18 protein-coding genes are annotated in these 26,600 nt (G+C 69.1%); 14 read left to right on the forward strand and 4 right to left on the reverse strand.

Annotated elements, in window-relative coordinates:
• The first annotated feature begins 348 nt into the window (after positions 1-348).
• Positions 349-3,024, forward strand: a complete 2,676-nt coding sequence (locus PV764_RS14070) for a TonB-dependent receptor plug domain-containing protein (RefSeq protein ID WP_421116899.1) — start codon at positions 349-351, stop codon at positions 3,022-3,024.
• On the forward strand, positions 3,021-4,175 hold the full coding sequence (locus tag PV764_RS14075) for a pyridoxal phosphate-dependent aminotransferase (RefSeq protein ID WP_421116900.1): 1,155 nt from the start codon (positions 3,021-3,023) through the stop codon (positions 4,173-4,175). The genes PV764_RS14070 and PV764_RS14075 overlap by 4 nt, the downstream gene beginning before the upstream one ends.
• Here the strand turns inward: PV764_RS14075 and PV764_RS14080 are convergent.
• The gene (locus tag PV764_RS14080; protein WP_421116901.1) at positions 4,172-5,959 is read right to left on the reverse strand and encodes an FAD-dependent oxidoreductase; all 1,788 of its coding nucleotides are present in this window, start codon (positions 5,957-5,959) and stop codon (positions 4,172-4,174) included. The genes PV764_RS14075 and PV764_RS14080 overlap by 4 nt on opposite strands.
• A 278-nt stretch (positions 5,960-6,237) precedes the next feature.
• Here PV764_RS14080 and PV764_RS14085 point away from each other — a divergent pair, with 278 nt between their 5' ends.
• From PV764_RS14085 to PV764_RS14115, 7 genes are all read left to right on the forward strand, one after another.
• Positions 6,238-8,505 carry an arylsulfatase gene (locus tag PV764_RS14085; protein ID WP_019184659.1) on the forward strand — a complete coding sequence of 756 codons (2,268 nt, stop codon included), beginning with the start codon at positions 6,238-6,240 and terminating at the stop codon, positions 8,503-8,505.
• A 47-nt stretch (positions 8,506-8,552) separates the two neighbouring features.
• Entirely contained in the window at positions 8,553-13,304 is a 4,752-nt protein-coding gene (locus PV764_RS14090; protein ID WP_421116902.1) for an ATP-dependent helicase, read from the forward strand.
• A 189-nt stretch (positions 13,305-13,493) separates the two neighbouring features.
• The gene (locus PV764_RS14095) at positions 13,494-13,910 is read left to right on the forward strand and encodes a DUF2231 domain-containing protein (protein WP_019184657.1); all 417 of its coding nucleotides are present in this window, start codon (positions 13,494-13,496) and stop codon (positions 13,908-13,910) included.
• The gene (locus PV764_RS14100) at positions 13,907-15,223 is read left to right on the forward strand and encodes a PQQ-dependent sugar dehydrogenase (protein ID WP_019184656.1); all 1,317 of its coding nucleotides are present in this window, start codon (positions 13,907-13,909) and stop codon (positions 15,221-15,223) included. The genes PV764_RS14095 and PV764_RS14100 overlap by 4 nt, the downstream gene beginning before the upstream one ends.
• A gap of 118 nt (positions 15,224-15,341) precedes the next feature.
• Positions 15,342-17,882, forward strand: coding sequence for a heavy metal translocating P-type ATPase (locus tag PV764_RS14105; RefSeq protein WP_421116903.1), 2,541 nt, complete (start codon positions 15,342-15,344; stop codon positions 17,880-17,882).
• The gene (gene cueR, locus PV764_RS14110; RefSeq protein ID WP_284129218.1) at positions 17,879-18,379 is read left to right on the forward strand and encodes a Cu(I)-responsive transcriptional regulator; all 501 of its coding nucleotides are present in this window, start codon (positions 17,879-17,881) and stop codon (positions 18,377-18,379) included. The genes PV764_RS14105 and cueR overlap by 4 nt, the downstream gene beginning before the upstream one ends.
• A gap of 163 nt (positions 18,380-18,542) precedes the next feature.
• The gene (locus PV764_RS14115; RefSeq protein ID WP_421116904.1) at positions 18,543-18,737 is read left to right on the forward strand and encodes a heavy-metal-associated domain-containing protein; all 195 of its coding nucleotides are present in this window, start codon (positions 18,543-18,545) and stop codon (positions 18,735-18,737) included.
• A gap of 110 nt (positions 18,738-18,847) precedes the next feature.
• On the opposite strand, the gene PV764_RS14120 is transcribed toward PV764_RS14115, so the two are convergent.
• Positions 18,848-19,537 carry a type 1 glutamine amidotransferase domain-containing protein gene (locus PV764_RS14120; RefSeq protein WP_421116905.1) on the reverse strand — a complete coding sequence of 230 codons (690 nt, stop codon included), beginning with the start codon at positions 19,535-19,537 and terminating at the stop codon, positions 18,848-18,850.
• 95 nt (positions 19,538-19,632) lie between these two features.
• Complete coding sequence (locus PV764_RS14125; protein ID WP_019184651.1) at positions 19,633-20,232, reverse strand: TetR/AcrR family transcriptional regulator; 600 nt, start codon at positions 20,230-20,232, stop codon at positions 19,633-19,635.
• 204 nt (positions 20,233-20,436) lie between these two features.
• Here PV764_RS14125 and PV764_RS14130 point away from each other — a divergent pair, with 204 nt between their 5' ends.
• The 5 genes from PV764_RS14130 to PV764_RS14150 all read left to right on the forward strand — a co-directional run bounded on the left by PV764_RS14130 (position 20,437) and on the right by PV764_RS14150 (position 25,052).
• On the forward strand, positions 20,437-21,939 hold the full coding sequence (locus PV764_RS14130; RefSeq protein ID WP_421116906.1) for an efflux transporter outer membrane subunit: 1,503 nt from the start codon (positions 20,437-20,439) through the stop codon (positions 21,937-21,939).
• A gap of 28 nt (positions 21,940-21,967) precedes the next feature.
• Entirely contained in the window at positions 21,968-23,098 is a 1,131-nt protein-coding gene (locus tag PV764_RS14135; protein WP_019184649.1) for an HlyD family secretion protein, read from the forward strand.
• Positions 23,095-24,141 (forward strand): DUF2955 domain-containing protein, encoded by a 1,047-nt coding sequence (locus tag PV764_RS14140; protein ID WP_019184648.1) that lies wholly within the window; start codon positions 23,095-23,097, stop codon positions 24,139-24,141. The genes PV764_RS14135 and PV764_RS14140 overlap by 4 nt, the downstream gene beginning before the upstream one ends.
• Before the next feature lie 17 nt (positions 24,142-24,158).
• Entirely contained in the window at positions 24,159-24,701 is a 543-nt protein-coding gene (locus PV764_RS14145; RefSeq protein ID WP_019184647.1) for a hypothetical protein, read from the forward strand.
• Positions 24,702-24,782: 81 nt separating this feature from the next.
• A complete protein-coding gene (locus PV764_RS14150; RefSeq protein WP_313212984.1) occupies positions 24,783-25,052 on the forward strand; it encodes a hypothetical protein in 270 nt (89 codons plus the stop codon).
• 19 nt (positions 25,053-25,071) lie between these two features.
• Here PV764_RS14150 and PV764_RS14155 read toward each other — a convergent pair whose 3' ends face one another.
• Positions 25,072-26,439: a PLP-dependent aminotransferase family protein gene (locus PV764_RS14155; RefSeq protein ID WP_046273573.1), complete on the reverse strand. Its 1,368-nt coding sequence runs from the start codon at positions 26,437-26,439 to the stop codon at positions 25,072-25,074.
• Positions 26,440-26,600 lie beyond the last annotated feature (161 nt).

A 26,600-nucleotide genomic window follows, 5' to 3' on the forward strand; every position in this document is an offset into this window, starting at 1 on the left:
GGCCGCGCAGGCGGCGGCATCGGGCGGTCGTTGGCCGTCGGGCGGCAAACACCGTCGGCTATGTGGATATGCCCATGGGTAAGGGCGTTGGTCGCTGCGCCGCCACCGCCATCGAGTGAAATCAGTGACTTGAGCGAGGGCGATGGCGGAGGCGTCCGGGCGCGCGAGGGTACGCCCGGCGGGGTGGATTGACGCTCTGCAGCAAGTTTGCAACATGGGCCGCAGGTCACCCGGGGGAGCCTGTCTTGCCTGCCTTCCATCTGCCACGGCGATGTCGCCGTTGACGTGCCACCTGCGCCGCGCTCCATCGTCTTTTGCGGGCCTCGCCCGATCTCTGCGGAAGTTGCCATGAATCCTCGCGCCACCGTGCTGCGACGTCGCCGTCTGTCCGTCGCCGTGTTTGCCAGCCTGCTCTCCACCCTGCCGGTCCACGCCCAATCACCCGGCGACGCCCCGGCGGTCACCCAGCTCGACCAGCTCACCGTGCTCGGCAGCCGCACCCAGGCACGCACCGTGCTGGAGTCCCCGGTCCCGATCGACGTGCTCGGCGCCGAGGACATCCGCAGCAGCGGCTACACCGACATCAGCCAGATCCTGCAGTCGCTGCTGCCCTCGTTCAATTTCCCGCACCCGACCACGCCGGACGGCAACACCCATATCCGCTCGGCAACGCTGCGCGGGCTGTCGCCGGATCAGACCCTGGTGCTGGTCAACGGCAAGCGCCGGCATGCCAGTGCCTGGGTCAATACCGGCGGTACGGTGGGCAAGGGCGCGGTCTCCACCGATCTGAATGCCATCCCGGTCAGCGCGATCGAGCGGGTGGAGGTGCTGCGCGATGGGGCGTCCGCCCAGTACGGTTCCGATGCGATCGCCGGGGTGATCAACATCGTGCTGCGCGAGGATGCCGGGTTTGAAGGTCGCGTCAGCCGCGGTACCACCCGCGATGGCGGCGGTGGTACGACGGCCGTCGCGCTCGATACCGGCGTGGCCTTTGCCGAGGGCGGTGGCCTGCACCTGACCTGGGACTATCGTGACCGCAAGGCTGCCAACCGCGCACTGCCCGATACCCGCCAGCAGTACTTCGGCATCGGCCGCAACGGGGCACCGGTGGCACCATCAAGCACCTTCGGCTCCGGCACCGGCCTGGCCCCGATCGGCGGTGCGGCCGCCGGTGCGGTCGCCGATCCACGTGAGGCCACCATCGATCGCGATGCGCTGTGGCGCTTCGCCGATTCGGCCGACACGGTCGAGAAGACCGTGTTCGGCAATCTGCGCAAGCCGCTGGCCTGGGCCGAGGGCCTGGAGGCCTACGCCTTCGGCGGCTATGGGGTGAGCGAAGGCAGCTCCAATGCCTCATTGCGCCGCGCCGGCCAGGTCGAGAACGTGCGTGCGATCTACCCGGACGGATTCCTGCCGTGGGTCGATACCCAAAGCACCAATGCGTCGCTTGGTGCGGGCATCAAGGGCCTGCTCGGTGACTGGCACTGGGACCTGAGCAGCGTCTACGGACGCAACAAGCTGGTCTACCGCACCCGCAACACGCTCAACGCCACGCTGGGTGCCGACAGCCCGACCGCGTTCTACAACGGCGCGCTGGAGGCCTCGCAGTGGACCACCAACCTGGATGCCAGCAACAGTATCGAACTGGGCTGGCATGCGCCGCTGCGACTCGCGCTGGGTGCGGAGTTCCGCCGCGATACCTACGGCATTTCGCCGGGTGAACTGAACTCGTATGTGTGGGGCCCGGCACGCGTGCTCGACGGGCCTTCGGCCGGCAGCGTGCCGACCATCGGCTCGCAGGGCTTCGCCGGCATCCAGCCGGCCGATGCGGGCAACCACCATCGGCACAACATCTCGGCCTATGCCGAGGCCGAGACCGACGTCACCGACCGCTTCCTGGTCTCGCTGGCAGGGCGCTGGGAGGACTACAGCGATTTCGGCAGCACCACCAACGGCAAGCTCGCGCTGCGCTACCAGCTCGATGGCGGGGTCGCGCTGCGCGCCTCGGTCAGCAGCGGCTTCCATGCGCCCGCACTGGCCCAGCAGTACTTCAGTTCCACCAGCAGCCGCACGCTCAACAATGCCGTCACCGGGGTGCCGGAGTACGTGCTGGTGCGCACCGCGCCAGTGGATACCGTGGAAGCGCGCGCGCTGGGTGCGCGGTCGCTGGAGCCGGAACAGGCCACCAATCTCACCGCCGGCCTCACCTGGGGCATCGGCGGGCTCAGCGCATCACTGGATGTGTACCGGATCGATATCGATGACCGCATCTTCCTTTCCAGCAACTTCGTCGATGCGGCCGGCTCCACCGCGATCCGCGACTACCTCGCGGCGCTGGGTTCACCGGGGGTGACCAGCGTGCGCTACTTCAGCAATGCCGCAGATACCCGCACCACCGGCGTGGATGCGTCGGCACGCTACCTGTGGGACCTTGCCGATCATGGCCGGCTGACCGCGACCGTCGCCTACAACCGCAACAAGACCGAGCTGACCCACGTCGCCTCGACCCCGTCGCAGCTCACCGCGCTCGGCGTTCGCACGCCGTTGTTCGATGTCACCGAGCGCACCCGCGTGGAAAAGGGCCAGCCGCGCGACAACCTGACGCTCGCGCTGGGCTGGGACGTCGGCCGCTGGGGCCTGCATCTGGGCACGCACCGCTACGGTGAGATCGAAGGGGTGGCGGCGACCAACCAAAGTGCGGCCAACGTCGCTGCCTTCGCGCAGGGCTCGACCCGCTTCCGCACGCTGCCGACCGAAGCCGGCACGGCCGGTAATCTCGATGTGATCCAGACGCTGGAGGCGCGCTGGGTCACTGATCTGGACATCGCGTTCCGCGCCACCGACACCGTCACCCTGGTGGTGGGCGCGAACAATCTGTTCAATACCTATCCCACCCGCAACATCGCCACCACCCCGCAGGTCTCCGGTGCGGATACCTTTGGCGTGTTCCCGTACAGCGAACTGTCGCCGTTCGGCTGGAGTGGCACGTATTACTACGCCCGCCTGGAGGCCCGTTTCCAATGACCCGTCCCACGATGGCAGGCACGCTGCCTGCCGATCCGCAGCGCCGGCACTGGCTGAGTGCCGGTCTGACCACGGCGGCGGTGGCCGCGCTGGCGCCGGTGGCCGGATCGGCCGCTGCGGCCGCACCGTCCGCCGCCGCCGACACCGCTACCGATGTGCTGCGGCTGGACCTCAACGAAAGCAGCTACGGTCCCTCGCCGCGGGTGGGGCCGGCCGTGCAGCGCGCGCTGGTGGAAGCGCCGCGCTATGTGAGCGCCGCCCAGTTGCAGGCCCTGCAGGTGCAGATCGCCACGCTGGAAGGGGTCGCGCCCGAGCAGGTCATTGTCGGTGAGGTGCTGGAAGCACTTGGCCAGCACCTGGCGCTGACCGAAGGTGCCGGTGGCTTCATCTACTCGGTGCCCGGCTACGGCGCGCTGGTGGATGCGGCCAGGCCTTTTGGCGGGCGGGCGGTGGAAGTGCCGTTGAACGCGCGGCTGGAGAATGACCTGCCCGCATTGCTGGCGGCGATCACGCCGGACACCCGCGCGCTGTTCGTGGTAAATCCGCATAACCCGTCCGGCACGCTCAGCCCGGGCGCGGACTTCGATCGTTTCGTGAGCGCCGCGCAGGCGCGCACGTTGGTGATCGTCGATGAGGCCTACCTGGACTACCGTGAGGATGCAGCCGCGTTGAGCGCGGTGCGCCTGCTGCGGCAGGGCCAGAACGTGGTGGTGTTCCGCACGCTGGGCAAGATCCACGCGCTGGCGGGTCTGCAGGTCGGCTATGCGCTGGCCCCGACCGGGCTGGCCGGAGCGCTGCGTCAGCGCGGGGTAGGGGGCGCGCACGCGCAGAACCAGCTCTCTCTCGCCGCGGCAGCGGCGGCGCTGGCCGATACCGCCCACGTGGCCCAGGTCCGGCGCAGCGTTGCGCTGGAGCGGCAGCGCTGGCAGCAGGTGCTGACCGGGCTGGGCCTGCGTTCTACCGAGGCGGCCGGCAATTTCGTGTTCGTCGACACCGGGCGCCCGCATGCAGCCGTCGCAGCCGGGTTGCTGCAGCAGGGCGTGCGCATCGCGCGGGTGTTCGCCCCGTATGACACCTGGGTGCGGATCACCATCGGCACGCCGGCGGAGAACCGGCGCGCGCACCAGGCCTTGCGTCACGTGCTGGCCTAGCCGCGGATGCGTTCGAAACCGTCCGCGCTCCAGTCCTCGCTGCCCACCCCGTGGTGGATGACGAACAGCCCCTGCGGATCGTAACGGCGCTTGGCCGCCTGCAGGCGAGGGTAGTTCGGTCCCCAGAACGCCTGCTGCCAGTCTGTCTGGAAGTAGTCGCTCTCGGAGACGTAAGCCGGTGCGGACGGGGCCACCGCGCTCAGCGCCTGGTAGGCGCGCGCCACGTTCAAGGCCCCCCGGCGTGCGCGGGGCTCGTCCACCTTCAGGCCCAGGCCCGGGAAGACGGGTCCGCCGGCATTGCCGGTGATGGCCAGCGCGAAGGCATCCAGCACCGCAGGATGGGTGGCGGTGTCACGGCTGGCCGCCAGCGCAGCGGCCGGGGCACCGAACAGGCCCTTGTTGCAGTGCAGGCCGACATCCATGTGCTCGGCCGCAGCGCAGATCGCGGCCGCCGCCTGCTCACGCCGCGCATCATCCAGCAAGCCCGACGGCAGCCAGGCCGAGGCGTAGCCGTGCAGGAACCAGCCGACCTGGCCCTGATCGCCCTTCCACAGCATGTGCCGCGGCGAGGCACCCGCGCGGGTGTCCTCGGCGATGAACCCGGGGGCATGCTGTCGGAAGAAATCGGCATCCCAGAAATCGCGGGCCGGCATCGCCAAGGCCTGCAGGGGGTCGGTGATCGTGTAGGCCGGCCGTGCACGCACCCACGCCAGGAACGGCGACCAGGTGGCTTCGGCCGCGTCGCGCGACAGCCCCTGGAACACCATCGAGACCGAGAGCCGGCGCGTGTCGGTGAAGGTGATCTGCTCGCCCCAGTGCGCGTTGCACAGCGTGTCGCGGTAGAAGCGCAGCATCTCCGCCGCCAGCGCCTGCCAGCTGGCGTCGTCGCTGGCCTGGATCTGGCAGGAGACGCCGCCGAACGTGTCGGGCAGGGCATGGGTGCGCAGCGTCATCCGGGTCACGATCCCGAAGCTCGCCGCACAGCCGCCCTTGAGGGCCCAGAACAGTTCCGGGTCGTTGTCGGCGTTGACGATGCGGATCTGGCCGTCGGCGGTGACGATCTCGGCCTCGAGCAGGCTGGCCGCCGCCGTGCCATGCGCCTTGGAGAAGCTGCCGAAGCCGCCGCCGGTGACCAGGCCGGTCACCCCCACCGAGGTGCAGCCGCCGCCCTGGACATAGCGCCCACCGCGGGTGGTGACCGCATCGTAGGCATCGATCCACATGGCCCCGGCGCCAACGCTCACCGCTGGCTGTGGCGCCGTGCCCGGGCGGGCGTTGTGGGCCACAAAGGCGTCATGCAGCTCGACCTGGTTCATCGCGCGGGTCCAGACCAGCAGCGAATCCGGCGCGCAGGACGTGCCGTGGTAGCTGTGCCCACCGCCTTTGACCACCAGCCGCAGCCGGTGGGTACGGGCGAAGTTCACCGCGGCGGCAACGTCGGCGCTGTTGGCGGCCGAGACCACCTTGGCACTCGGTACGGAGCGCCACGCCCCGAAGTAGCCACTGGTCTGGGTCAGGGCGGGCTGGTCACCGAGGAAGAAGGGGTTCTGCAACTGCTCCAGGGCGGCCGCGCGGGTGGCAGGGTCGGCCAGGAACGGCGACTGGGGGACCGACAGCCGGCCGCCTACCGCACGCGACAGCCGGTCCCACTCGGCCGCCGCCGGCCAGGCCGCGCTCCCCGGCCGCACCCTCGCACCGGTCGCCGCGAAGGCGGGGCCGGCCTTGAGCAGCGTGGGCAGCAGGGGCAGGGTCAGCCCGGCTTTGAGGCAATCGCGTCGTTTCATGGAAGTCGTTCCTTCGGTTGGCGCTGTGCGTGATGCCGATGAGTGTGATGCCGGCAAGGCCCAGCCGCACTGGCCTGGGGCTGGATTCCGGGGGTGAAGGGACGAATGGCGGCCGGTGTGGGGCGGCCGGTAGTCCGGCCCGACGAGCTGCCTGGCGTGGGGCAGCGGCCAGTAGTTTTCACCCGGGCCCGCCAGTAGTTCTGCGGTCGCCGAGCGGCTGGCTGCAACGCAGACTTCAGTGACGGACTTCCAACTGCCCCTCATTCACAGGACGCCCCATGAACACAAAGGTCAGCAATCTGCCCCTGCCGGTGCCGGCGTTCTCCGGGACGATCACCGAGAACTACAAGGAGGCCACGGCCGACTTTCCGCAGCCGGTGGCGCCGCCGGCCGGCGCACCGGATGTGCTGGTCATCCTGATCGATGATCTCGGCTACGGGGGCACCTCGATGTTCGGCGGGCTGATCCCCACCCCCAACATCGATGCGCTGGCGCACAACGGCCTGCGCTACAGCCACTTCCATAATTGCGCGCTGTGCTCGCCGACCCGGGCGGCGCTGTTGTCCGGCCGCAACCACCACCGCACCGGCAACGGTTCGATCACCGAGGCGTCCACGGGCTTCCCCGGCTACAACAGCATGTGGGCCGACGACAATGCGGCCATTCCGCAGGTGCTGGCCTACAACGGCTACAGCACGGCCGCGTTCGGCAAGTGGCACAACACGCCTGATTGGGAAACCAGCCCGGTCGGGCCCTTCGATCGCTGGCCCACCGGCAAGGGCTTCCAGACCTTCTACGGGTTCATGGGCGGGGAGACCAACCAGTTCACCCCGCAATTGTTCAGGAACACCACGCCGGTCGAGCCGGAGACCACCCCCGAGCAGGGCTACCACCTCACCGACGACCTGACGACCCAGGCCATCCAGTGGCTGCACACCCGCCAGTCCATCACCCCGGACCGCCCGTGGTTCCTGTACTGGGCGCCCGGGGCGATGCATGCGCCCCACCATGTGCCCGAGCCGTACATCCAACGCTTCAAGGGGCAGTTCGATCTAGGCTGGGACGCTTATCGGGCCAAGTTGTTCGAGAACCAGAAAGCCGTCGGTGCGATTCCCGCCGATGCGCAGCTCACCCCGCGGCCGGCCGAGTTACCCGGCTGGGACACCTACAGTGCGGACGAAAAGCGGCTGTTCGCCCGGCAGATGGAGTGCTTCGCCGGCTTCCTGACCCACCTGGATGAACACATCGGCCGCCTGCTCGAGGCGGTCAACGCGCTGCCCAACGCCGACAACACGCTGATCATCGCGGTGCTGGGCGATAACGGGTGCAGCCCGGAGGGCGGTCTGCTCGGGACGTTGAACAACATGGCGACCCAGAACGGGCTCCCCGATGACGTTCCGACCATGCTGGCGGCCATCGATGAGATCGGACAGTCCCATCACGAGAACCACTTCGCCGTGGGCTGGGCCTGGGCGGTGGACTGCCCGTTCCAGTGGACCAAACAGGTGGCCAGTCACTTCGGTGGCAACCGCACCGGGGTGTCGATCACCTGGCCGGCCAGGATCAAGAACGGTGGCGAACTGCGCGCGCAGTTCCAGCACGTGGTCGACATCGCGCCGACCATCTACGAAGCGGCCGGAATCGCCTTCCCCGAAGCGGTCAATGGGGTCCGGCAGCAGAAGCTCGACGGTGCCAGCTTCCTGCATACCTTCGCCGATGCCGATGCGCCGTCCACCCATCTCACCCAGTACTTCGAAAATGCAGGCAACCGGGCGATCTACCATGACGGCTGGATCGCCTCGGCGCACCATGGCGTGCCGTGGGTGCTGCTGGGACGCGACGGTCATTTCGAACGCGACCATTGGGAGTTGTACGACCTGAGCCAGGACTTCAGCCAGGCCAATGACCTTGCGGCCACGCATCCGGAGAAGCTGGCGCAGCTGCTGGAGATCTTCCGCCAGGAGGCCGACGCCAATTTCGTGTTCCCGCTGGATGATCGCTTCTCCGAGCGCGCGCACGTGCCCGACCGCCCCAGCGTGACCCGTGGCCGGGCGCGGTTCAAATATTACGGCGGCACCACGCGCATCAGCGAGGGCACCGCCCCCGACGTGAAGGCGCGCAGCCACAGCATCACCGCCACCCTGGTCATTCCGCAGGGCGGCGCGGAAGGCGTGATTGTCGCGGCGGGCGGCAGCGCGGGCTACGCGTTCTTCGTCAAGGACGGCGAACTGATGTACGAGAACAACTTCTTCGGCCGCGAGCGCGACCTCATCCGTGCCGGAACCCGGCTTCCTGCTGGAGAAGTGACCGTATCCTTCCATTACACCCATGAAAGCCAGGCCTACGGCGGCGGCGGAACCGGCCGCCTGGCGATCAACGGCAACGAGGTGGCGAGCCTGCCATTCGCCCATGTGCCGCCGGCCCGCTACAGCGCCACCGAGACCATGGACATCGGTCGTGATCTCGGCGAAGCCGTGTCGACGCAATACAAGGGACCATTCCCGTTTACCGGCACGGTGAAAGAGGTGGTGTTCGAGATCGGTTAACCTCTTGAGCGGATGCGCCACGAGCGCTCGCCTGGTCTCGTTGTTGCATGCCCACCCCGAACGCTTCCCCCACCGGTTCGCTGGCCACCTTCACCCCGGCCACGCGCGCCTGGTTCATCGCGGCGTTCACCGCGCCCACGCCGGCGCAGGCGCATGCCTGGGCTGCGATCGGCGCCGGCGAGCACACGCTGGTGATCGCGCCGACCGGTTCGGGCAAGACGCTGGCGGCGTTCCTGCACGCGATCGACCAGTTGTTCCGCAGCGGCGAGCCATCCAGCGTTCCGCCCTCCGATCCAGCGCCGCCGAAGAAGCGCGGCACCCGCGTGCTGTACCTCTCGCCGATCAAGGCGCTCGGCGCCGACGTGCAGCGCAACCTGCAGATTCCCTTGCAGGGGGTCAGCGCCGAGCGTGAGCGGCGCGGCGATCCGGCGGTCAACCTGTCCGTGGCGATCCGCACCGGGGATACCACGGCCGCGGAGCGGGCGCGGCTGGTCCGGCACCCGCCCGACATCCTGATCACCACGCCCGAATCGTTGTTCCTGATGTTGACCTCGCAGGCGCGCGAGACGCTGCGCGACGTGCATACCGTGATCATCGATGAAATCCATGCGGTGGCCGGCAGCAAGCGCGGCACCCATCTGGCGCTGAGCCTGGAGCGGCTGGAGTGCCTGCTGGCGGTGCCGGCGCAGCGCATCGGCCTCTCTGCCACGGTGCGGCCGGTCGAGGAGGTTGCGCGGTTCCTCGGGGGCGACCGTCCGGTCAGCGTGGTCCATCCGCCGTCGCAACGGGCATTGGATGTGCGCATCGTCGTGCCGGTGGAGGACATGGCCGACCTGCCGCCCCATCCCGGCGCTTCGGAGGCTTCGCCGTCGTCCGGGCGGCTGGGGTCGATCTGGCCGCACGTGGAGGCCAGCATTCTCGACCAGGTGCTGGCGCGGCGCTCCACCATCGTGTTCGCCAATTCGCGCGGCGTGGCCGAGAAGCTGACGGCGCGGCTCAACGAGCTGTACGCCGAGCGCCTCGCGCAGCGGCCAACGCAGGCTCCGGCGGCAGAGCACCATGGTTCCTTCACTGGCGGCACCGCCGCGCGCTCGGCCGGGGCAGAGCCGCTGATCGCACGTTCACACCATGGCTCGGTGTCCAAAGAGCAGCGCCGCGAGATCGAACAGGCGCTCAAATCCGGTGCGCTGCGCTGCGTGGTCGCCACCTCCAGTCTGGAACTGGGCATCGACATGGGCCTGGTCGATCTGGTCATCCAGGTCGCCGCGCCGCCCTCGGTGGCCAGCGCACTGCAGCGGGTCGGGCGCGCCAGCCACCAGGTGGGCGGCATCTCCACCGGCCTGGTCTACCCACGCACCCGCCGCGATCTGATCGATGCCACGGTCGCGGTGGAGCGCATGCTCGGCGGCGATATCGAGGCGATCGACCCTCCGCGCAATCCGCTGGACGTGCTGGCCCAGCAGACCGTGGCCGCCGCGGCGATGGATACGCTGCAGGTGGAGGCGTGGTTTGCCTGTGTGCGTCGCGCGGCGCCGTACCGGTCGCTGCCGCGCAGCGCCTTCGATGCCACGCTGGACATGCTGGCCGGGCGCTACCCGTCCGATGATTTCGCCGGCTTCCGCCCACGGCTGGTCTGGAACCGCGACACCGGTGAGCTGAGCGCCCGGCCCGGATCGAAGCAGCTGGCCGTCACCAGCGGCGGCACCATTCCCGACCGCGGCATGTTCAGCGTGATGCTGCCGGAGGGCGAGGAACGCGCGGGCTCGCGCCGGGTCGGCGAGCTGGACGAGGAAATGGTCCATGAGTCGCGCGTCAATGACGTGATCACGCTCGGCGCGACGTCGTGGCGCATCGAACAGATCACCCATGACCAGGTGGTGGTGACCCCGGCACCGGGCCGCTCGGCGCGGCTGCCGTTCTGGCGGGGCGAAGGCGTGGGGCGCCCGGCCGAGCTGGGCGAAGCGGTCGGTGCCTTCATCGGGGCGCTGGAAGGCGCGGTCGGCGAGGGCGACGTTTCCCCCGCGCTGCGGGCGCGGCTGCAGGCCGATGGGTTGGCCGACAACGCGGTCGCCAACATCGTCGGCCTGCTGGGCGAACAACGTGAGGCCACCGGCCTGCTACCCACCGATCGCACCCTGGTGGTGGAACGTTGCCGCGACGAATCCGGCGACTGGCGGTTGATGCTGCATTCGCCGTATGGCCGGCGCGTGCATGACCCGTGGGCGCTGGCGATGGCCGCGCGCATCCGCGAGCGCTGGGGCATCGATCCGGCGGTGGTGGCCAGTGATGACGGCATCATCGCGCGGCTGCCCGACGCTGCCGGCCGCCTGCCCGGAGCGGAGCTGTTCCTGTTCGAGCCGGAGCGGCTGCGCAGCGAGGTGACCCGTGCGGTGGGCGGCTCGGCCTTGTTCGCCGCCCGCTTCCGCGAATGCGCGGCGCGCGCACTGTTGTTGCCGCGGCGCACGCCGGGCCGCCGCTCCCCGCTGTGGCAGCAGCGCCTGCGCGCGGGCGAACTGCTCGGGATCGCGCAGGGCTACCCCGAATTTCCGATCCTGATCGAAACCGCGCGCGAATGCCTGCAGGACGTCTACGATCTGGACGCACTGGATGGGTTGATGCAGCGGCTGGCCGATGGGCGCGTGGCGATGGCCGAGGTCACCACCGAGGTGCCATCACCGTTCGCGGCGAACCTGCTGTTCGGCTATGTCGCCGAGTTCATGTACGGCACCGACGTGCCGCTGGCCGAGCGCCGCGCGTCGGTGCTCTCGCTCGACAGCGGCCTGCTGGGGGATCTGCTCGGCCAGGTGGATCTGGGCGAACTGCTCGATCCCACCGTGGTCGACACGATGGGCGAGGCGCTGCAGCGGCGCGCGCCGGATCGCCGCGCCAAGGGCAAGGAGGGCGTTGCCGATCTGCTGCGCGAGCTGGGCCCGCTCACGGCGGCTGCGCTGGCCGCGCGCCTCATCGACGCCGAGCCGCTGCCGCTGCTCCAGGCATTGGAGCGGGAGCGCCGCGCGATCCGGATTCCGATCGCCGGGGTCGAACACTGGGCCGCCATCGAAGATGCCGCACGCCTGCGCGACGCGCTCGGTGTCGCTATGGCGGCGGACCTGCCCGACGCATTCCTGCAGCCGGCTGCCGATCCGTTGGGCGAGTTGCTGGCGCGCTATGCCCGCAGCCATCCGCCGTTCACCACCGCCGACGCAGCAGCGGCGTTTGGGCTGGGCGTGGCCGTGGCCGATGCCGCGCTGACCCGGCTGGAGATGCAGGGCAAGCTGCTGAAGGGCGCCTTCGGCGTTGTCCGCCGGCAGTCGGAAGGTGCCGGCGCGATGCCGGCGCCGGTGCCATTGGCCCGTCACGAATGGGTAAGCGAGGACGTGTTCCGGCGGTTGCGGGTGCGCTCGCTGCAGGCCGCGCGCGAGGCCACCCGGCCGGTGCCCCGCGAGGCTTACGCATTGCTGGTGCTGGAACGGCATGGCCTGATCGCCGATGCCGCCCAGGCCGCCCGTGGCATGCAGACCCCGGCCCGCAGTGCGCTGGAGGGCATCGACGGCGTGGCACGGGTCGTGGAACTGCTGGCCGGCGTGCCGCTGCCCGCCTCGGTATGGGAGCAGCAGATATTGCCCGCGCGGGTGGTGGACTACGCGCCCGGACTGCTGGACGAACTGCTCGCGACCGGCACGGTGCTGTGGTCAGGCCATGGCCGCATCGGCGAGGACGACGGCCTGGTCGCGCTGCACCTGCAGGAACTGGCCGCCGAGACCCTGCCGGCACTCCCCGCCAACGCGGAGCTCTCCCCGTTGCAGACCGGCATCCTGCAGGTGCTGGCCGACGGTGGTGCGTACTTCGCACGGCAACTGGCCGCGGCCGTGCGCAGCCTGTGGGAGCACGCCGGCACGACCAGCCCGGAGATCACCCCCGACCAGCTGCAGAGTGCCCTGTGGGACCTGGCCTGGTCAGGCCAGGTGACCACCGACCTGTGGGCGCCGCTGCGCGCGCTGTCCGGCACGCGCCCGCCGCGCCCCCGCGTAGCCAGGACGTCGCGGCGCAGCCGCGGTTTCCGCGGCATCCCGATGCACGACATGCCCGCCGTCAGTGAGGGTTCGCCGCCGGGCCCCGCCAGCTTCGCGGCGCCGACGCGGGCCGGTCGCTGGTCGCTGCTGCAACGGGAGGCGGTGAGTGACACCGTGCGTGCGGTGGCCCTGGCCGAGGGCCTGCTGGATCGCCACGGCATCGTGACCCGTGGCGCGGCCGTCGCGGAAGGGATTGCCGGCGGCTTCCCGGCGTTGCAGCAGGTCTATCGTGGGATGGAGGACACCGGCCGCGTGCTGCGCGGGCGTTTCGTGGAGGGGCTGGGCGGGGCGCAGTTCGCTGACCGCCTGCTGGTGGACCGCCTGCGCGGGATTGCCGAGGCGCTGCGGCCGGGGGCTGCCGACATCGCGGTCGGCCTGTCCGCGGTGGACCCGGCCAATCCGTTCGGTACGCTGCTGCCGTGGCCGGTGCATCGCACGGGGCAGCGTCCGGTGCGGCGGGCTGGCGCGTTCGTGGTGATCGGCGGTGGGCGCCTGCTGATGTATCTGGCCCAGGGGGGGCGCCACCTGCAGGTGTATGTCGAGGCGGATGATCCGTCGCTTGGCGCGGCCTCGCAGGCACTGGCCAGTGCGCTCAGGCGTGGCCGGCGCAGTTCCTTCACCCTCGAGCTGATCAACGACGCGGTGGTGAAGCGCGACGCCTTGATGGATGCCCTGCGTGCCGCGGGTTTTTCCAGTGCGCCCAAGGGCGTGAGCTGGGAAGGGTAACCAGAAGGGTCGGCATTGCTGCCGGCCCCGTTCGATCAGGCGGAAGGTCCGCGAGGTTTCCGCGTTCCTGACTGATGCGATCGGCTCGCCGCCGTAGTGGGACCTGGCCGATACCTGAGCCATCGGCACCCCCATCACGCCGGGGGTGGCAGGATCGGGAGAGATTCGCCCCCTCACCAGGAGACCACCATGGCTTCGACCGTTGTCCTGACCCGATCATGGGTCATCCATCCGTTCCACGCCGCTGTACTGGGCGGCGTGCTGCCGTTGTTCCTCGGCGCGCTGCTGGCGGACTATGCGTATTGGAGTTCGTACGAGATCCAGTGGGCCAACTTCGCGTCCTGGCTGCTGATCGGGGCAATGGTGATGACCACGCTGGCGCTGCTGTGCGGGATCGTCGGGCTGGTCCGTGGCAGTCGCAACCTCGCTTACGTGGTGATTCTCGCCGTGATATGGGGCGTGGGCTTCATCAACTGCCTGCACCATGCGCGCGACGCGTGGGCGGTGATGCCGGCGGGCCTGGTGCTCTCGGTGATCCTGACCGTGCTGGCGCTGATCGCCACCTGGGTGGGACTGTCCAGCCTGCGCGTGGGAGGTGTGCGATGAGCCGCCAGACGACGCTCCGCATCCTCTCGGTCTCCGCGCTTGCGGTCGCCCTGGCTGCCTGCAGCGGCAAGGCGCCGGAGCTGGAACAGTATGGCGGCAACCCGGAGATGCCCAAGCCGCATCGCGGGCTGATGCCGGACATGACCATCGCCAAGCCGGCGCAATGGGGTGACATGCTCCCCACCGTGCCCAAGGGCTACCGCATCTCGGCGATCGCCACCGATCTGGCCATTCCGCGGCAGACCCTGGTGCTGCCCAACGGCGACATTCTCGTGGCCGAAGGCCGCGGCGGCAGCGCGCCGAACCTCAAGCCGAAGGATGTCATCGCCGGCAAGATCAAGGCCAAGGGCAATACCGCGGTCAAGAGCGGCAACCGACTGACCCTGCTGCGCGACGCCGATGGCGATGGCGTCTACGAATTGAAAACGGTGTTCGCCGACAAGCTCAACGCGCCGTACGGCCTGGCGATGATCGGCAATGCGATCTTTGTTGCCAACCAGGACGCGGTGGTGCGCTTTGACTACCAGGAAGGGCAGACCAAGGCGAGTGGCGCACCGGTCAAGCTCACCGACCTGCCCGCGGCGATCAACCATCACTGGACCAAGGCGATGACCGCCAGCGCCGATGGCCGTTATCTGTACGTGGGCATCGGCTCCAACAGCAACATCACCGAGCGTGGCATGGCGGTGGAGATCGATCGCGCGCGGATCTGGCAGATCGATGCGGTCACCGGCGCGCACAAGGATTACGCCACCGGCATCCGCAATCCCACTGCGTTGGCGATCCAGCCGGACACGGGCACGTTGTGGGCGGTGGTCAACGAACGTGACGAGATCGGCCCCAACCTGGTGCCCGATTACCTCACCTCGGTGAAGGAGGGCGGCTTCTATGGGTGGCCCTACAGCTACTGGGGCAAGAACGTGGACCGCCGGGTGATGCCGCAGAACCCGGAGAAGGTCGCCTCGGCGATCGCACCGGACTATGCGCTGGGTTCGCACGTGGCCGCGCTGGGCGTGGCCTTCTCGTCCCCGGTGATGGGCACGCAGTTCGCCGAGGGTGTCTTCGTCGGTGAGCATGGCAGCTGGAACCGCAATCCGCCGGTGGGCTACAAGGTCGTGTTCGTGCCCTTCAGCAATGGCCGCCCGGCCGGCGAACCGATCGATTTCGTGAGCGGCTTCTTCGGCGAAGACGGCAAGACCCGTGGCCGCCCGGTGGGCGTCACCGTCGATCCGCGCGGCGCGCTGATCGTCGCCGACGATCTCTCCAACACCATCTGGCGGGTTACCGCCGACGGCACCCCGGCACAGCCGTAAGGCTATTTAACGGGGACGGAGGGGATTAATAATCCCCTCCGTCCCCGTTAAGAGGGGCTTGACCTTCCCATGATGGGAATCTTTAGGGTGGCAGGTAACCTCACCCCAAGGACTGCCCATGTCGTCTGTAATCTCCCGGTCCGGCGCGCCGATCAGCCGCCTGAGTCTGCCCATCGAGGGGATGACCTGCGCCTCCTGCGTGGGCCGGGTGGAGCGTGCGCTGACCGCCGTCCCCGGCGTGCAGACCGCCGCGGTCAACCTCGCCACGGAGCGGGCCGATCTCAGCTTCATCGGTGCGCCCGACCCGCAGGCAGCGGTGCGCGCCATCGAAAGCGCGGGCTACAGCGTCCGCGAAGACACCACCGAGCTGAGCATCGAGGGGATGACCTGTGCGTCCTGCGTCGGTCGCGTGGAACGCAGTCTTGCGCAGCTGCCGGGCGTCATCGAGGCCAGCGTCAACCTGGCCACCGAGCGGGCGCAGGTGCGGCATCTGGCCGGCACGGTGTCCGTGGCCGATCTTCAGGCCGCCGTCGAGAACGCCGGCTACACCGCGCGGCCGGTCAGTGTGAGCACGGCCGCAACCGGTGACCAGGACGAGCAACGCCGCGAAGGCGAAGCACGCGCGCTGCGCCGTTCCCTGCTGCTGGCGGCGGTGCTGACCCTGCCGGTCTTCATCCTGGAAATGGGCTCGCACCTCGTCCCGGCCATGCATCACTGGGTAGTGCACACCGTGGGGTTGCAGACCAGCTGGTACCTGCAGTTCGCGCTGGCCACGCTGGTGCTGTTCGGGCCGGGCCTGCGCTTCTTCCGCAAGGGCGTGCCGGCACTGCTTCGCGGCGCCCCCGACATGAACTCGCTGGTGTCGCTGGGCACGGCAGCGGCGTACGGCTATTCCGTGGTCGCGACCTTCGCACCGGGCGCACTCCCGCCGGGAACCGCAAATGTCTACTTCGAGGCGGCCGTGGTGATCGTGACCCTGATCCTGCTCGGCCGCACGCTGGAGGCGCGGGCCAAGGGCCGTACCTCGCAGGCGATCAAGCGCCTGGTCGGGTTGCAGGCGCGGACCGCGCGCGTGCAGCGCGGTGGGGAGACCGTCGAAGTGCCGCTTGAACAGGTCACGCTGGACGACATCGTGCTGGTCCGCCCGGGCGAGAAGGTGCCGGTCGATGGCGAGGTGGTGGAGGGTGCCTCCTATGTCGACGAAAGCATGATCACCGGTGAGCCGGTACCGGTGGCCAAGGCCGTGGGCGCGGAGGTGGTGGGCGGTACGCTCAACACCACCGGTGCCTTCAGTTTCCGCGTCACCAAGGTGGGCGGGGACACGGTGCTGGCGCAGATCATCCGTCTGGTCGAGCAAGCGCAGGGCTCCAAGCTGCCGATCCAGGCGCTGGTGGACAAGGTCACCATGTGGTTCGTGCCGGCGGTGATGGCCGCCGCCGCGCTCACCTTCCTGATCTGGCTGGTGTTCGGCCCCACCCCGGCGCTGACCTTTGCACTGGTCAACGCCGTGGCGGTGCTGATCATTGCCTGCCCCTGCGCGATGGGCCTGGCCACGCCGACCTCGATCATGGTCGGCACGGGCCGCGCGGCGGAGCTGGGGATCCTGTTCCGCAAGGGCGAAGCGCTGCAGGCATTGCGCGATGTGAGCGTGATCGCGCTGGACAAGACCGGCACGCTGACCAGGGGCCGTCCCGAACTGACCGACCTGGAGCCGGCCGACGGCTTCCAGGCCGATGAAGTGCTGGCGCTGGTCGCTGCGGTGGAAACCCGCTCGGAGCATCCCATCGCCGAGGCCATCGTGGCTGCCGCCAGAACGCGTGGGCTTGCACTGGCGACCCTCGAGCGCTTCGAGGCGGTGCCCGGCTTCGGTGTGTCCGCGCAGGTCGGTGGCCGCACCGTAGCCGTGGGCGCGGACCGCTACATGACCCGGCTCGGCCTGGACGTGACCGCTTTCCAGCCCACCGCGCAGCGGCTGGGCGAGCAGGGCAGGAGCCCGCTGTATGCCGCCATCGACGGTCGCCTGGCGGCGGTGATCGCGGTGGCAGACCCCATCAAGGAAAGCACGCCCGCGGCTATCCAGGCGCTGCATGCACTGGGCCTGAAGGTGGCGATGATCACCGGTGACAACGCGGCCACGGCGGCAGCGATCGCGCGCCAGCTCGGCATCGATGAAGTGGCGGCTGAAGTGCTGCCGGATGGCAAGGTGGCTGCGCTCAAGCGCTTCCGCGCGGGCGGCGCCAGGGTGGCGTTCGTCGGGGACGGCATCAACGACGCACCGGCGCTGGCCGAGGCCGATGTCGGGCTGGCGATCGGCACCGGCACGGACGTGGCGATCGAAGCCGCCGATGTGGTGCTGATGTCCGGCGACCTGCGTGGCGTGCCCAACGCGATCACGCTGAGCCAGGCGACGATCCGCAACATCAAGCAGAACCTGTTCTGGGCCTTCGCCTACAACGCGGTGCTGATTCCGGTCGCGGCGGGCCTGCTGTACCCGCTGAACGGCACGCTGCTTTCGCCGGTCTTCGCCGCCGCGGCGATGGCGTTGTCCAGTGTGTTCGTGCTCGGCAACGCGCTGCGGCTCAAGCGCTTCCATGCACCGATGCAGGCCGATACGCTGGGTACCGGCGTGGAGGAAGGCGCGATGAGGACCGTACGATGAATATTGGTGAAGCCGCGACGTTCTCGGGTGTCTCGGCGAAGATGATCCGCTACTACGAACAGATCGGCCTGATTCCCCCGGCCGCGCGCTCGGAGGCGGGCTACCGGCATTACAGCCCGCAGGACGCGCACAGCCTGCGTTTCATCCGGCGTGCGCGCGACCTCGGTTTTTCCGTCGAGCAGATCGGCGAACTGCTGGTGCTGTGGCAGGACCGCGAGCGTGCCAGCGCTGACGTCAAGGCGGTGGCGCTGTCCCATGTGGATGGGCTGAAGGCGAAGATCGCCGAGCTGCAGGCCATGGTGCAGACGCTGGAGCACCTGGCCGCGCATTGCCACGGCAATGACCGGCCGGACTGCCCGATCATCGCCGACCTGGCGCAGCCGGCTGCGGCGCCGGTGGAGACCGCAGCGGCCAGGAAGCCTCGCAAGACGCCGCTGTTCGGCGCCGATACGCCCGTGTCTTCGCGCGGACGTCTGTCCCGCAAGCCACGGTCCTGATCGACCGGGCCGCGTCCATGCCCCGCACCGGGCGTGGACGCATCTGCTCCCGCGCGGCGGATAACGCGGGCATGAATAACCTGCGATGCTCCACGACAATCGCTTGACCTTGCCACGTTGTCATCCCTGACAGTGGGCTTACACCCACGACGGCGAGGTCGCCATGCATCGTTTCATCATCCCCACCATGACCTGCGGCGGCTGTGCCCGTTCGGTCACCAAGGCCCTTCAGGGCGTCGATCCAGACGCGCGGATCGAGACCGATCCGCCCGCACGCGAAGTGCGTGTCGAGAGCGCCCACGGGCGGGAGGCGTTTGTTGCGGCCTTGGCCGAAGCCGGGTTCCCCACCTCGCCGTAAAGGGAAGGCCCGCATCCTGGAGGACAACACGTGTGCATGAGACATCTGTTGCCGCTGCTGCCGTCCTTGGCAGCGTGGGACATCGCGCAACCTGCGCCCGTCGCCCGTGATCAGGCGGCGGCGGAAGCCACCGTCCGCAGCAGCACCGCGGCCGTCTCCGCCGAGGAGGCCGGATTCTGGCCGGTGATCAGCAAGCCATCGGCGACCACGTACGAGCCCCAGTCCGGTCCCTTGGAATAGTGGCCGCCCGCTGCCTTGAGCATGTCCTCCACCAGGAAGGGCACCACCTCGGTCAGGCCGACGCCGGCTTCTTCGGTGTTGGTGAAACCGGTGACCTTCCTGCCTTGGACCAGCGGGGTACCTTCGGCAGTTTTGACGTCACGCAGTACGCCCGGCGCATGGCAGACCAGGGCCACCGGCTTGCCGGCAGCGATGAAGGCTTCGATCAGCGCAACGGAATGGCGGTCTTCGGCCAGGTCCCAGAGCGGGCCGTGGCCGCCGGGATAGAACACGGTATCGAAGTCCGCCTGCGAGACGCTGTCCAGGCGCACGGTGTCGGCCAGCTGTGCGTTGGCGTCCGCATCGGCTTCAAAACGACGGGTGGCGTCGGTCTTGAAGTCGGGCTCGTTGCTCTTGGGATCAAGCGGCGGCTGCCCGCCCTTGGGCGAGGCCAGCACGATCTCGGCGCCGGCATCCTTGAAGGTGTAATACGGCGCGGCCAGCTCTTCCAGCCAGAAGCCGGTCTTCTTGCCGGTGTTGCCGAGTTCGTCGTGGGACGTCAATACGATGAGGACTTTCATGGGTGATACTCCTGTGGGCGCTTGATTAGACTGGTCGTCTAGTGATGGGGCCGAGAAAGACACGCCGATGCCGGCGTGCGTGAGACATCCCTTTGTCAGGGGGCGGTATGCAGAAGGCGGCTGGTCAACGCCACGGCGTCCTGGAAGGGGCGGGCCGTGCGCGCGATCTTGACCATGATGCTGGTGCCCAGCCACAGCTGGTACAGGCGCCGCGCCACCGCATCGGGCGGGTCCTGGATCGTCACCGATCCGTCGGCGACGCCTGCGTCAAGCGCCCGCGCCAGACGATCAGTGATCCCGGTGGTGCCGCGCTGCAGGGCGGCCCGCATGGGCTCGGACAGGTCGGCGACTTCCGCACCGAGCTTCACCGCCAGGCACTTGCCCTGGCAATCCTCGAACGACTGGCTGTCCTGCCATGCAGCGAAATACGCCTCCAGCTGCTCGGCCTTGGTCTGCCCGGGCTGCCGGAAGATGCGGTCCATGTCGGCGAGATAGGCGGTGAAGTAGTCCTCCAGCAGCGCCTCGCCGAACGCCTCCTTGGAAGCGAAGTAGTGGTAGAACGAGCCCTTGGGGACGCCCGCCGCCGCGAGCACTTCATTGAGGCCGACGGCGGAGAAGCCTTTGGCGCCCATGATCCGCTGGCCGGTGGCCAGGATCGTGTCGCGGACGGGGGAGGTGGCGGAGGCGGAGGTCATGGGAGGAACTGTACGCCTGATTAGACCGGTCGTCTAGTGTCGGGTGAGGCGACGCCCGTCTTGCGCGGAACGGTAGAAATACTGAGATCCAACCTTCCCGTCCGGGCGCATGATGCGCGGAAGGCCGGGGCACCCGGGGGATGCAAGGTGCACGCGCCTGAGGATCGTTTGATCCGCCATCCCCTCCAGACACAGGGTGCCGCCATGACGTGCCCGCAGTCAGTGATCTCTCCGCGCGCGGCATCGGCTGCACGGACGGTCTGCGCCCGGCTGCGTGTACGGTCTGCCCCCGGTGTCTGCGGCGCGGCGCTGCTCGGTGTGCTGGCCACGAGCGGATGCATGTCCACGCCTGCCTATGTGCGGCCCACCGTGGAGGTGCCTGCCGCGTATCGGCTGCCCGGGATCGCAACGGCACCGGCGGACGGCCCTTCGCTCGACGCACTGGCCCCTTGGTGGCAGGGCTTCGGCGATGCGAAGCTTGATGCGCTCGTCGACGAAGCGCTGCGCGCCAATCACGATCTGGGCATCGCGGTGGCGCGGGTGGACGAGTTCGCCGCCCGGGTCGCGGCTGCCCGGGCGGCCGCGTTGCCGCAGCTGGGCTACGGCGTCAGCTCGGGCCGTCAACGGGCGCAGGGGATCGGTCCATCCGGCACGCACGCGGTGGGCCTGTTCGCCAGTTGGGAGCTCGATCTCTGGGGTCGCCTGCGCAGCGAACAGGACGCCGCACGTGCCGAGTTGATGGCCAGCGAACAGGCGCGGCGGGGCGTGGCGTTGAGCGTGGTCGCCGCGGTGGTGGCCGGCTACATCACCCTGCTCGATCTGGATCGACGCCTGGAGATCGCCAACGCCACCGTGGCCGGCCGCCGCGAGAGCGTGGCGCTCTTCCAGCTGCGCCTGGACGGCGGCGCACTGTCCGAGTTCGAAATGCTGCAGGTCAGCGCCGAGTACGAAAGCGCCGTGGCGGCCGTGCCGGAACTGCAGCAGGCGCTGGCCGAGCAGGAGAACGCGTTGTCGGTCCTGGTCGGACGCAATCCCGGCCCGATCGCGCGTGGCGGCACCCTGCAGACCCTGCAGCCGCCGGTGCCGCCGGCAGGGCTACCCTCCGATCTGCTCGCGCGGCGACCGGACATCCTGCAGAGCGAGCAGCAGCTGGTGGCTGCGCATGCGCGTATCCAGGTGGCCCGGGCGTTGTATTTTCCGTCCCTGTCACTGACCGGGCAGGGCGGCCATGCCAGTGCGGCGCTGGATGATCTGTTCAGTGGTCCGTCGCGGACGTGGTCCTTCGTTGGCCAGCTGCTGGGGCCGATCTTCGCCGGCGGTGCCATCGATGCGGCAAACAGACAGGCGCAGGCCCGCAACGTGCAGGCGGTGCTGGACTACCAGCGCACGATCCAGAACGCGTTCCGTGACGTCGACGACGCCCTGGCCGCCATCCAGTCGAAGACCGACCTGGTGGCGTCGCTGGAACGGCGGGTGGGCGCATTGCGACGTGCGGTTGCCCTGGCCGGAGAGCGGTATGACAACGGCTACGCGGATTACCTGGAGGTGCTTGATACCGAACGCGGGCTGTTCTCCGCGGAGCTGGCGCTGAGCAGCGCACGCGGTGACCGATACCGGGCAAGCGTCGCGTTGTATCAGGCCCTGGGCGGGGAGGGATGGACCTGGCAGATGGCCAGCCGGGCGCAAGTTTCCGGCCAGCCGCGCTGACACCTTCGACACACCAGGAGAGGGCACGATGCAGAACCAGCCGACAGAAGCAGATCCTTCCGAGGCCGCGACCGGCGCAGCGCAGACAGCGCGGCCGCCGCTTCGGCGGATCGTGCAGGCGGTGCTGGCGCTGTTGCTGCTTGTCTTCGTCTATCACCTCGTCGCCGACCGCTTCACTCCCTATACCTCGCAGGCCACCGTGGACGGTTTCCTGGTCCAGATCGCGCCGGAAGTGAGTGGGCCGGTGGTGAGCGTGGAGGTGCGCGACAACCACCCGGTGCGTGCCGGCCAGGTGCTGTTCCGTCTGGATCCGCTGCCGTTCGAAATCGCGCTGCGCGCGGCCCAGGCGAATCTGGCGGTCGTCCAGCAGGGAATGGAGGCGACGGCCGCGGACATGCGGGTCGCCACCGCGCAGCTGCAGCGCCAGCGAGTGGAGCTGGCCAGCAGCCAGCAGTTGGGCCGGATCGTGCTGGACCTCGCCGCCAAGCGCGCCTTGTCCGAAACCTCGGCGATCCGCGCCCGCAGTGACATCGCGCGCACACGCGCGGAGATCCAGCGCGCCGAGGCCGAGGCCGAGCGTGCGCGGATCCGCCTGGGCAGTGGTGAGGGCGGCTCTCCACAGGTGCTCCAGGCGATGGCTGTCGTCGACCAGGCCGCGCTGGACCTGCGCCATGCCACGGTGGTTGCGCCGGCGGCCGGCGCCATCAGCAATCTGCGGCTGGCGCCTGGCCAGTTCGTCGGCCGCGGCCAACCCGTGCTGGGGTTCATCGGCGACGGGCCGCGCTGGGTCACCGCGGCCATGCGCGAAAACCAGTTGGGTCGCATCGCACCCGGGAATCGGGCCTATGTGGCTTTCGACGATCGGCCGGGGCAGGTCTTCGTCGGGCGCGTGGACAGCATCGGCGAGGGCATTGCACGTGGGGGCGAAGTGCCGACCGGTGAGCTGCCGACGGTCACGGCGCCTACCGGGTGGCTGCGCGAACCACAGCGTTTCCCCGTGCGCATCGTGCTCGACCCGCCCACGGAACCGACCGCGCGACTGCCGGGGCGGAGTGGTGCGCAGGCCAGCGTCGTGGTGCTGACCGCCGAACGTTCGCTGCTCAATCCGCTGGCCCGGACATGGATATGGCTGGCCGCGCAGTTGAGCTACCTGCAATGAACGCCTCCTCCGGCGCGACCACGATCCGGCTGCACGGCGTGCTGCGCTTCGCCGTCGCGGTCACCGCCGCGTTCGTCATCGGCGAGGTGATGCAGTGGTGGCCGAGCTTCCTCGCGGCGGTCCTGGTCGCGGTGCTGCTGGCGAGTCTGCCGGTGCGGCCGACGCCACGCATGGCGCTGGGCCTGGTGATGGTGATGACGGTCGTGGCCTGGGCTCCGTACCTGCTGGCGTCGCTGTTGCGTGGGACGCCCATCGTGTTGTTCGGGCTGACCCTGCTCGGCATGTTCCTCGCCTTCCTCGGCCTGCTGCTCGGCCGCGCGCGGCTGCCGGCGATGCTGCTGCTGATATGCCTTGCAGTGATCCCGGTGGTGGTGTTGACCGCACCGGCGCAGGCCGCGGTGTTGCCTTGGGCGCTGGTACGCGGCATGGCGCTGGCGGTAGTGCTGATGCTGGGGGTCCATGCGCTGTGGCCGGCGCTGCCTGCGCCATCGGCGGCTCCACCGGCCGGTCCATTGCCGGGCTCGCCACTCGCACTGGCGATCGTCTCGACCCTGGTGCTGTTGCCGGTCCTGCTGGTCTATCTGCTGCTGGGGCTGGTCGATGCGCTGCCGGTGATCGTCACCACGGTGATGCTGGTTATCAATTTCGAGACGCAACGCAGTGCACGGCATGCGCTCGCGCTGGTGCTCGGCAACCTGGCGGGTGGGCTGCTGGGGTGGTGCCTGCACCTGGCGCTGCTGAGCACCCCGAACCTGCTGTTCCTGAGCCTGTTGCTGCTGCTGGTGATGATCGGCTTCGGACGCTGGATCAGCGCTGGCGGGGCGGTCAGCGCCGTCGCGCTGGTGGCCTGCAACGCGGCACTGATCATTTTCGGTACGGCGCTGGCCACTGGCCCGACCTCGGTCATGGTCTGGCTCACCCGCCTGACCCAGTTCGCGCTGTCCGGCGCGGTCACGCTGACCCTGATGCACCTGCTCTGGCGCTGGCTGCCCCGCGCGGCCGCGCCGTCCCCATCCCCTTCCGCGTCCCCCCATCCGCGCTGAGCGCGAGGAGCATTGCCATGACCACCCTCGATTCGCCCCAGGTTCCCGGTGTGCAGCCCTCCGACCCGCGACAGCGGCGGCGACTGATCCTCGGTGTCGCGGTCTGGATCGTGGGATGGATACTCGGCCTGGGCCTGATGCCCGTGGTTGAGGCGTCCACCTTGTCCGACGGCCTGAAAACCACCCTCAACGGCGTCCTGCTGCTCGGGTTCCCCAAGCTGTTCCTGGTGCTCGCCGTGGCGATCATGGGCAAGCCCGGGTTCGCCTATCTCAAGTCGCTGATCGGCGGGCACCTGCGCCGCTTTGCGCCGGCGGCGCAGGTCAGCCCAGTGCGCTACCGGATCGGGCTGATCCTGTTCATCGCGGTCATCGTGCTGAGCTCGGTCGGGCCGTACGTCGCGCCGCAGACCGGCTCGCTGCGCATGCAGCACCCGCACCTGGTCGCCATGAGCGGTGACCTGCTGCTGGTGGTCAGCCTGTTCCTGCTGGGCGGCGACTTTTGGGACAAGCTGCGGTCCCTGTTCGTCCGCGACGCCAAAGCGGTGTTTCCGCCGTCGTGAGCGGCCACGGCAGGCCCCCGGCGGCCGGGGGATCACGGTATATTCCCCGGCCCCATTTCATCGCCAGATCCAGACCAAGCCATGAGCACGCCCCGGAAATACTACAAACACCCTGCGGAATCCGAGATCGGCAACGGCACGATTTACCTCGAGGCGCAGGGCGATGTGATCGTCCGCCAGGTCGAAAGCTATCGCAGCGTGCTGGTCTGGGCCGACAAATCCGGGCAGGCCGACGAGCGTTTCCCGCTGTCCGATCAGCCCTTGTCCTGGCTGGACCTGGATTCGGATGACAGCATCACCGCCAGCCAGTTTGAAGCCGTCTGGAAGCAAGCCAAGGCCGTGTCCGGCTGAGGTTGCCGGGGCGCGGGACTCAGACCGTCCAGCCCGGGCGTTCCGCCGCCGCCACATGCATCAGCTGATCCAGCTGGCGCAGCGCCCGGTGCAGTTCCTGCCGGTGGGCGGCCGCACCCAATGAAATCCGCACCGCATCGTTGATCGCCACGCCTTCGGGCGTGAAGGCCGACGACGGTGCGATGCCCAGGCCCTGCAGCCGCGCGGCGTGGGTCAGGCTGGCATCGGTCCAGTGGGCCGGCAGACGGCACCATGCGTGTACGCCCGCGCAGTGCTGCAGGAAGCGCGGCGACAACGCCGACTGCGCCAGGTAGCGGCGCTCGGCCGCTTCTTCCTGCACCAGCGTCAGCATCGCCTGGGCCGAGCCATCCAGGATCAGCTGCGTCACCAGGGCATTCATCAGCGGCGGCGCCATCAGGTTGACCGCGCGCAGGGCATCGAGCACCGGTTGCCGGTCCATGCCGTCGGGCAGGCGCACGAAACCGGTGTGCAATCCCGGGCTCAGGCACTTGGAGAGGGTGGAGATGTAACAGGTGTGCCGTGGTGCCAGCAGCGCAAGCGGGGCAGGGGCGTCGTCAACCAGCAGCCAGTACGGATCGTCTTCGATCAGCTGCAGGTGCTGCGCGCGGATCACGTCGGCCAGGGCTTCGCGGCGTGCGGGCGGCATAGTGTGGGCCGTGGGGTTCTGTGCGGTCGGGTTGAGATAGACCACGCGCGCGCCGTGCTTCTTCGCAGCGCGTGCCAGCGCATCCGGTCGCATGCCCGCGTCGTCGCACTCGACCACCTGCAGCCGCCGCTGCAGCACCCGGGTGGCATGCAGCAGGCCGGGATAGACCAACGGCTCGCACAGAATCGTGTCACCGGCATTGGTCAAGGCCAGCAGCAGGGCGGACAGCGCGGCCTGCGCGCCTTCCGTGACGATCACCGTGCCGGCATCGACCTTGCCGAGGATCGGCTTGAGCCATTGTTGCGCGGCCTGATGATCGGCGCGGCTGCCGCCACCGACGTGGTACGTCATCAGGTTGCCGACATCGCTGCGGGTCAGCACCGATGACAGGCCGCGCCGCAGCACCTCGGCCACCTGCTGCCCGCCAGGGCTGGGCGGCAGGTTCATGCTCAGGTCGATCAGCTGGGTCAGTTCCACCTGTGGCGGCGCCACGAACGAGCCCAGCGGGCCGCGTGCATCGATCAGCCCGCGTTTGCGTGCCTCGGTGAAGGCCCGGGTGATGGTGGTCAGGTCCACGCCGAGTTCGGCGGCGAGCGCGCGCTGTGCGGGCAGGCGCTCACCGGGGCGCAGCGCACCCGACCAGACCGCACGTTCCAGGGCCTGCACGATGCGCAGGTAGACCGGCCCGTGGCCGTCGGCAATGAGGGGGCTCCACTCCATGCGCGCATGGTACGCGCGCGGCCGGGCAGGGCTGCGACAGTGTGTCGCATCATGTATGGATCATGTCGTTGCCTAACGTACGCGGCTGCGGCGGGCACCCCCCATGCATATCGGTCATGCAGGGGGGTGTTCGCCACTTCTCATGATCCGGGCCGCCCGGC

It is taken from the genome of Stenotrophomonas sp. AS1, from assembly GCF_048957655.1.
Classification (GTDB): Bacteria; Pseudomonadota; Gammaproteobacteria; order Xanthomonadales; family Xanthomonadaceae; genus Stenotrophomonas; species Stenotrophomonas bentonitica_A.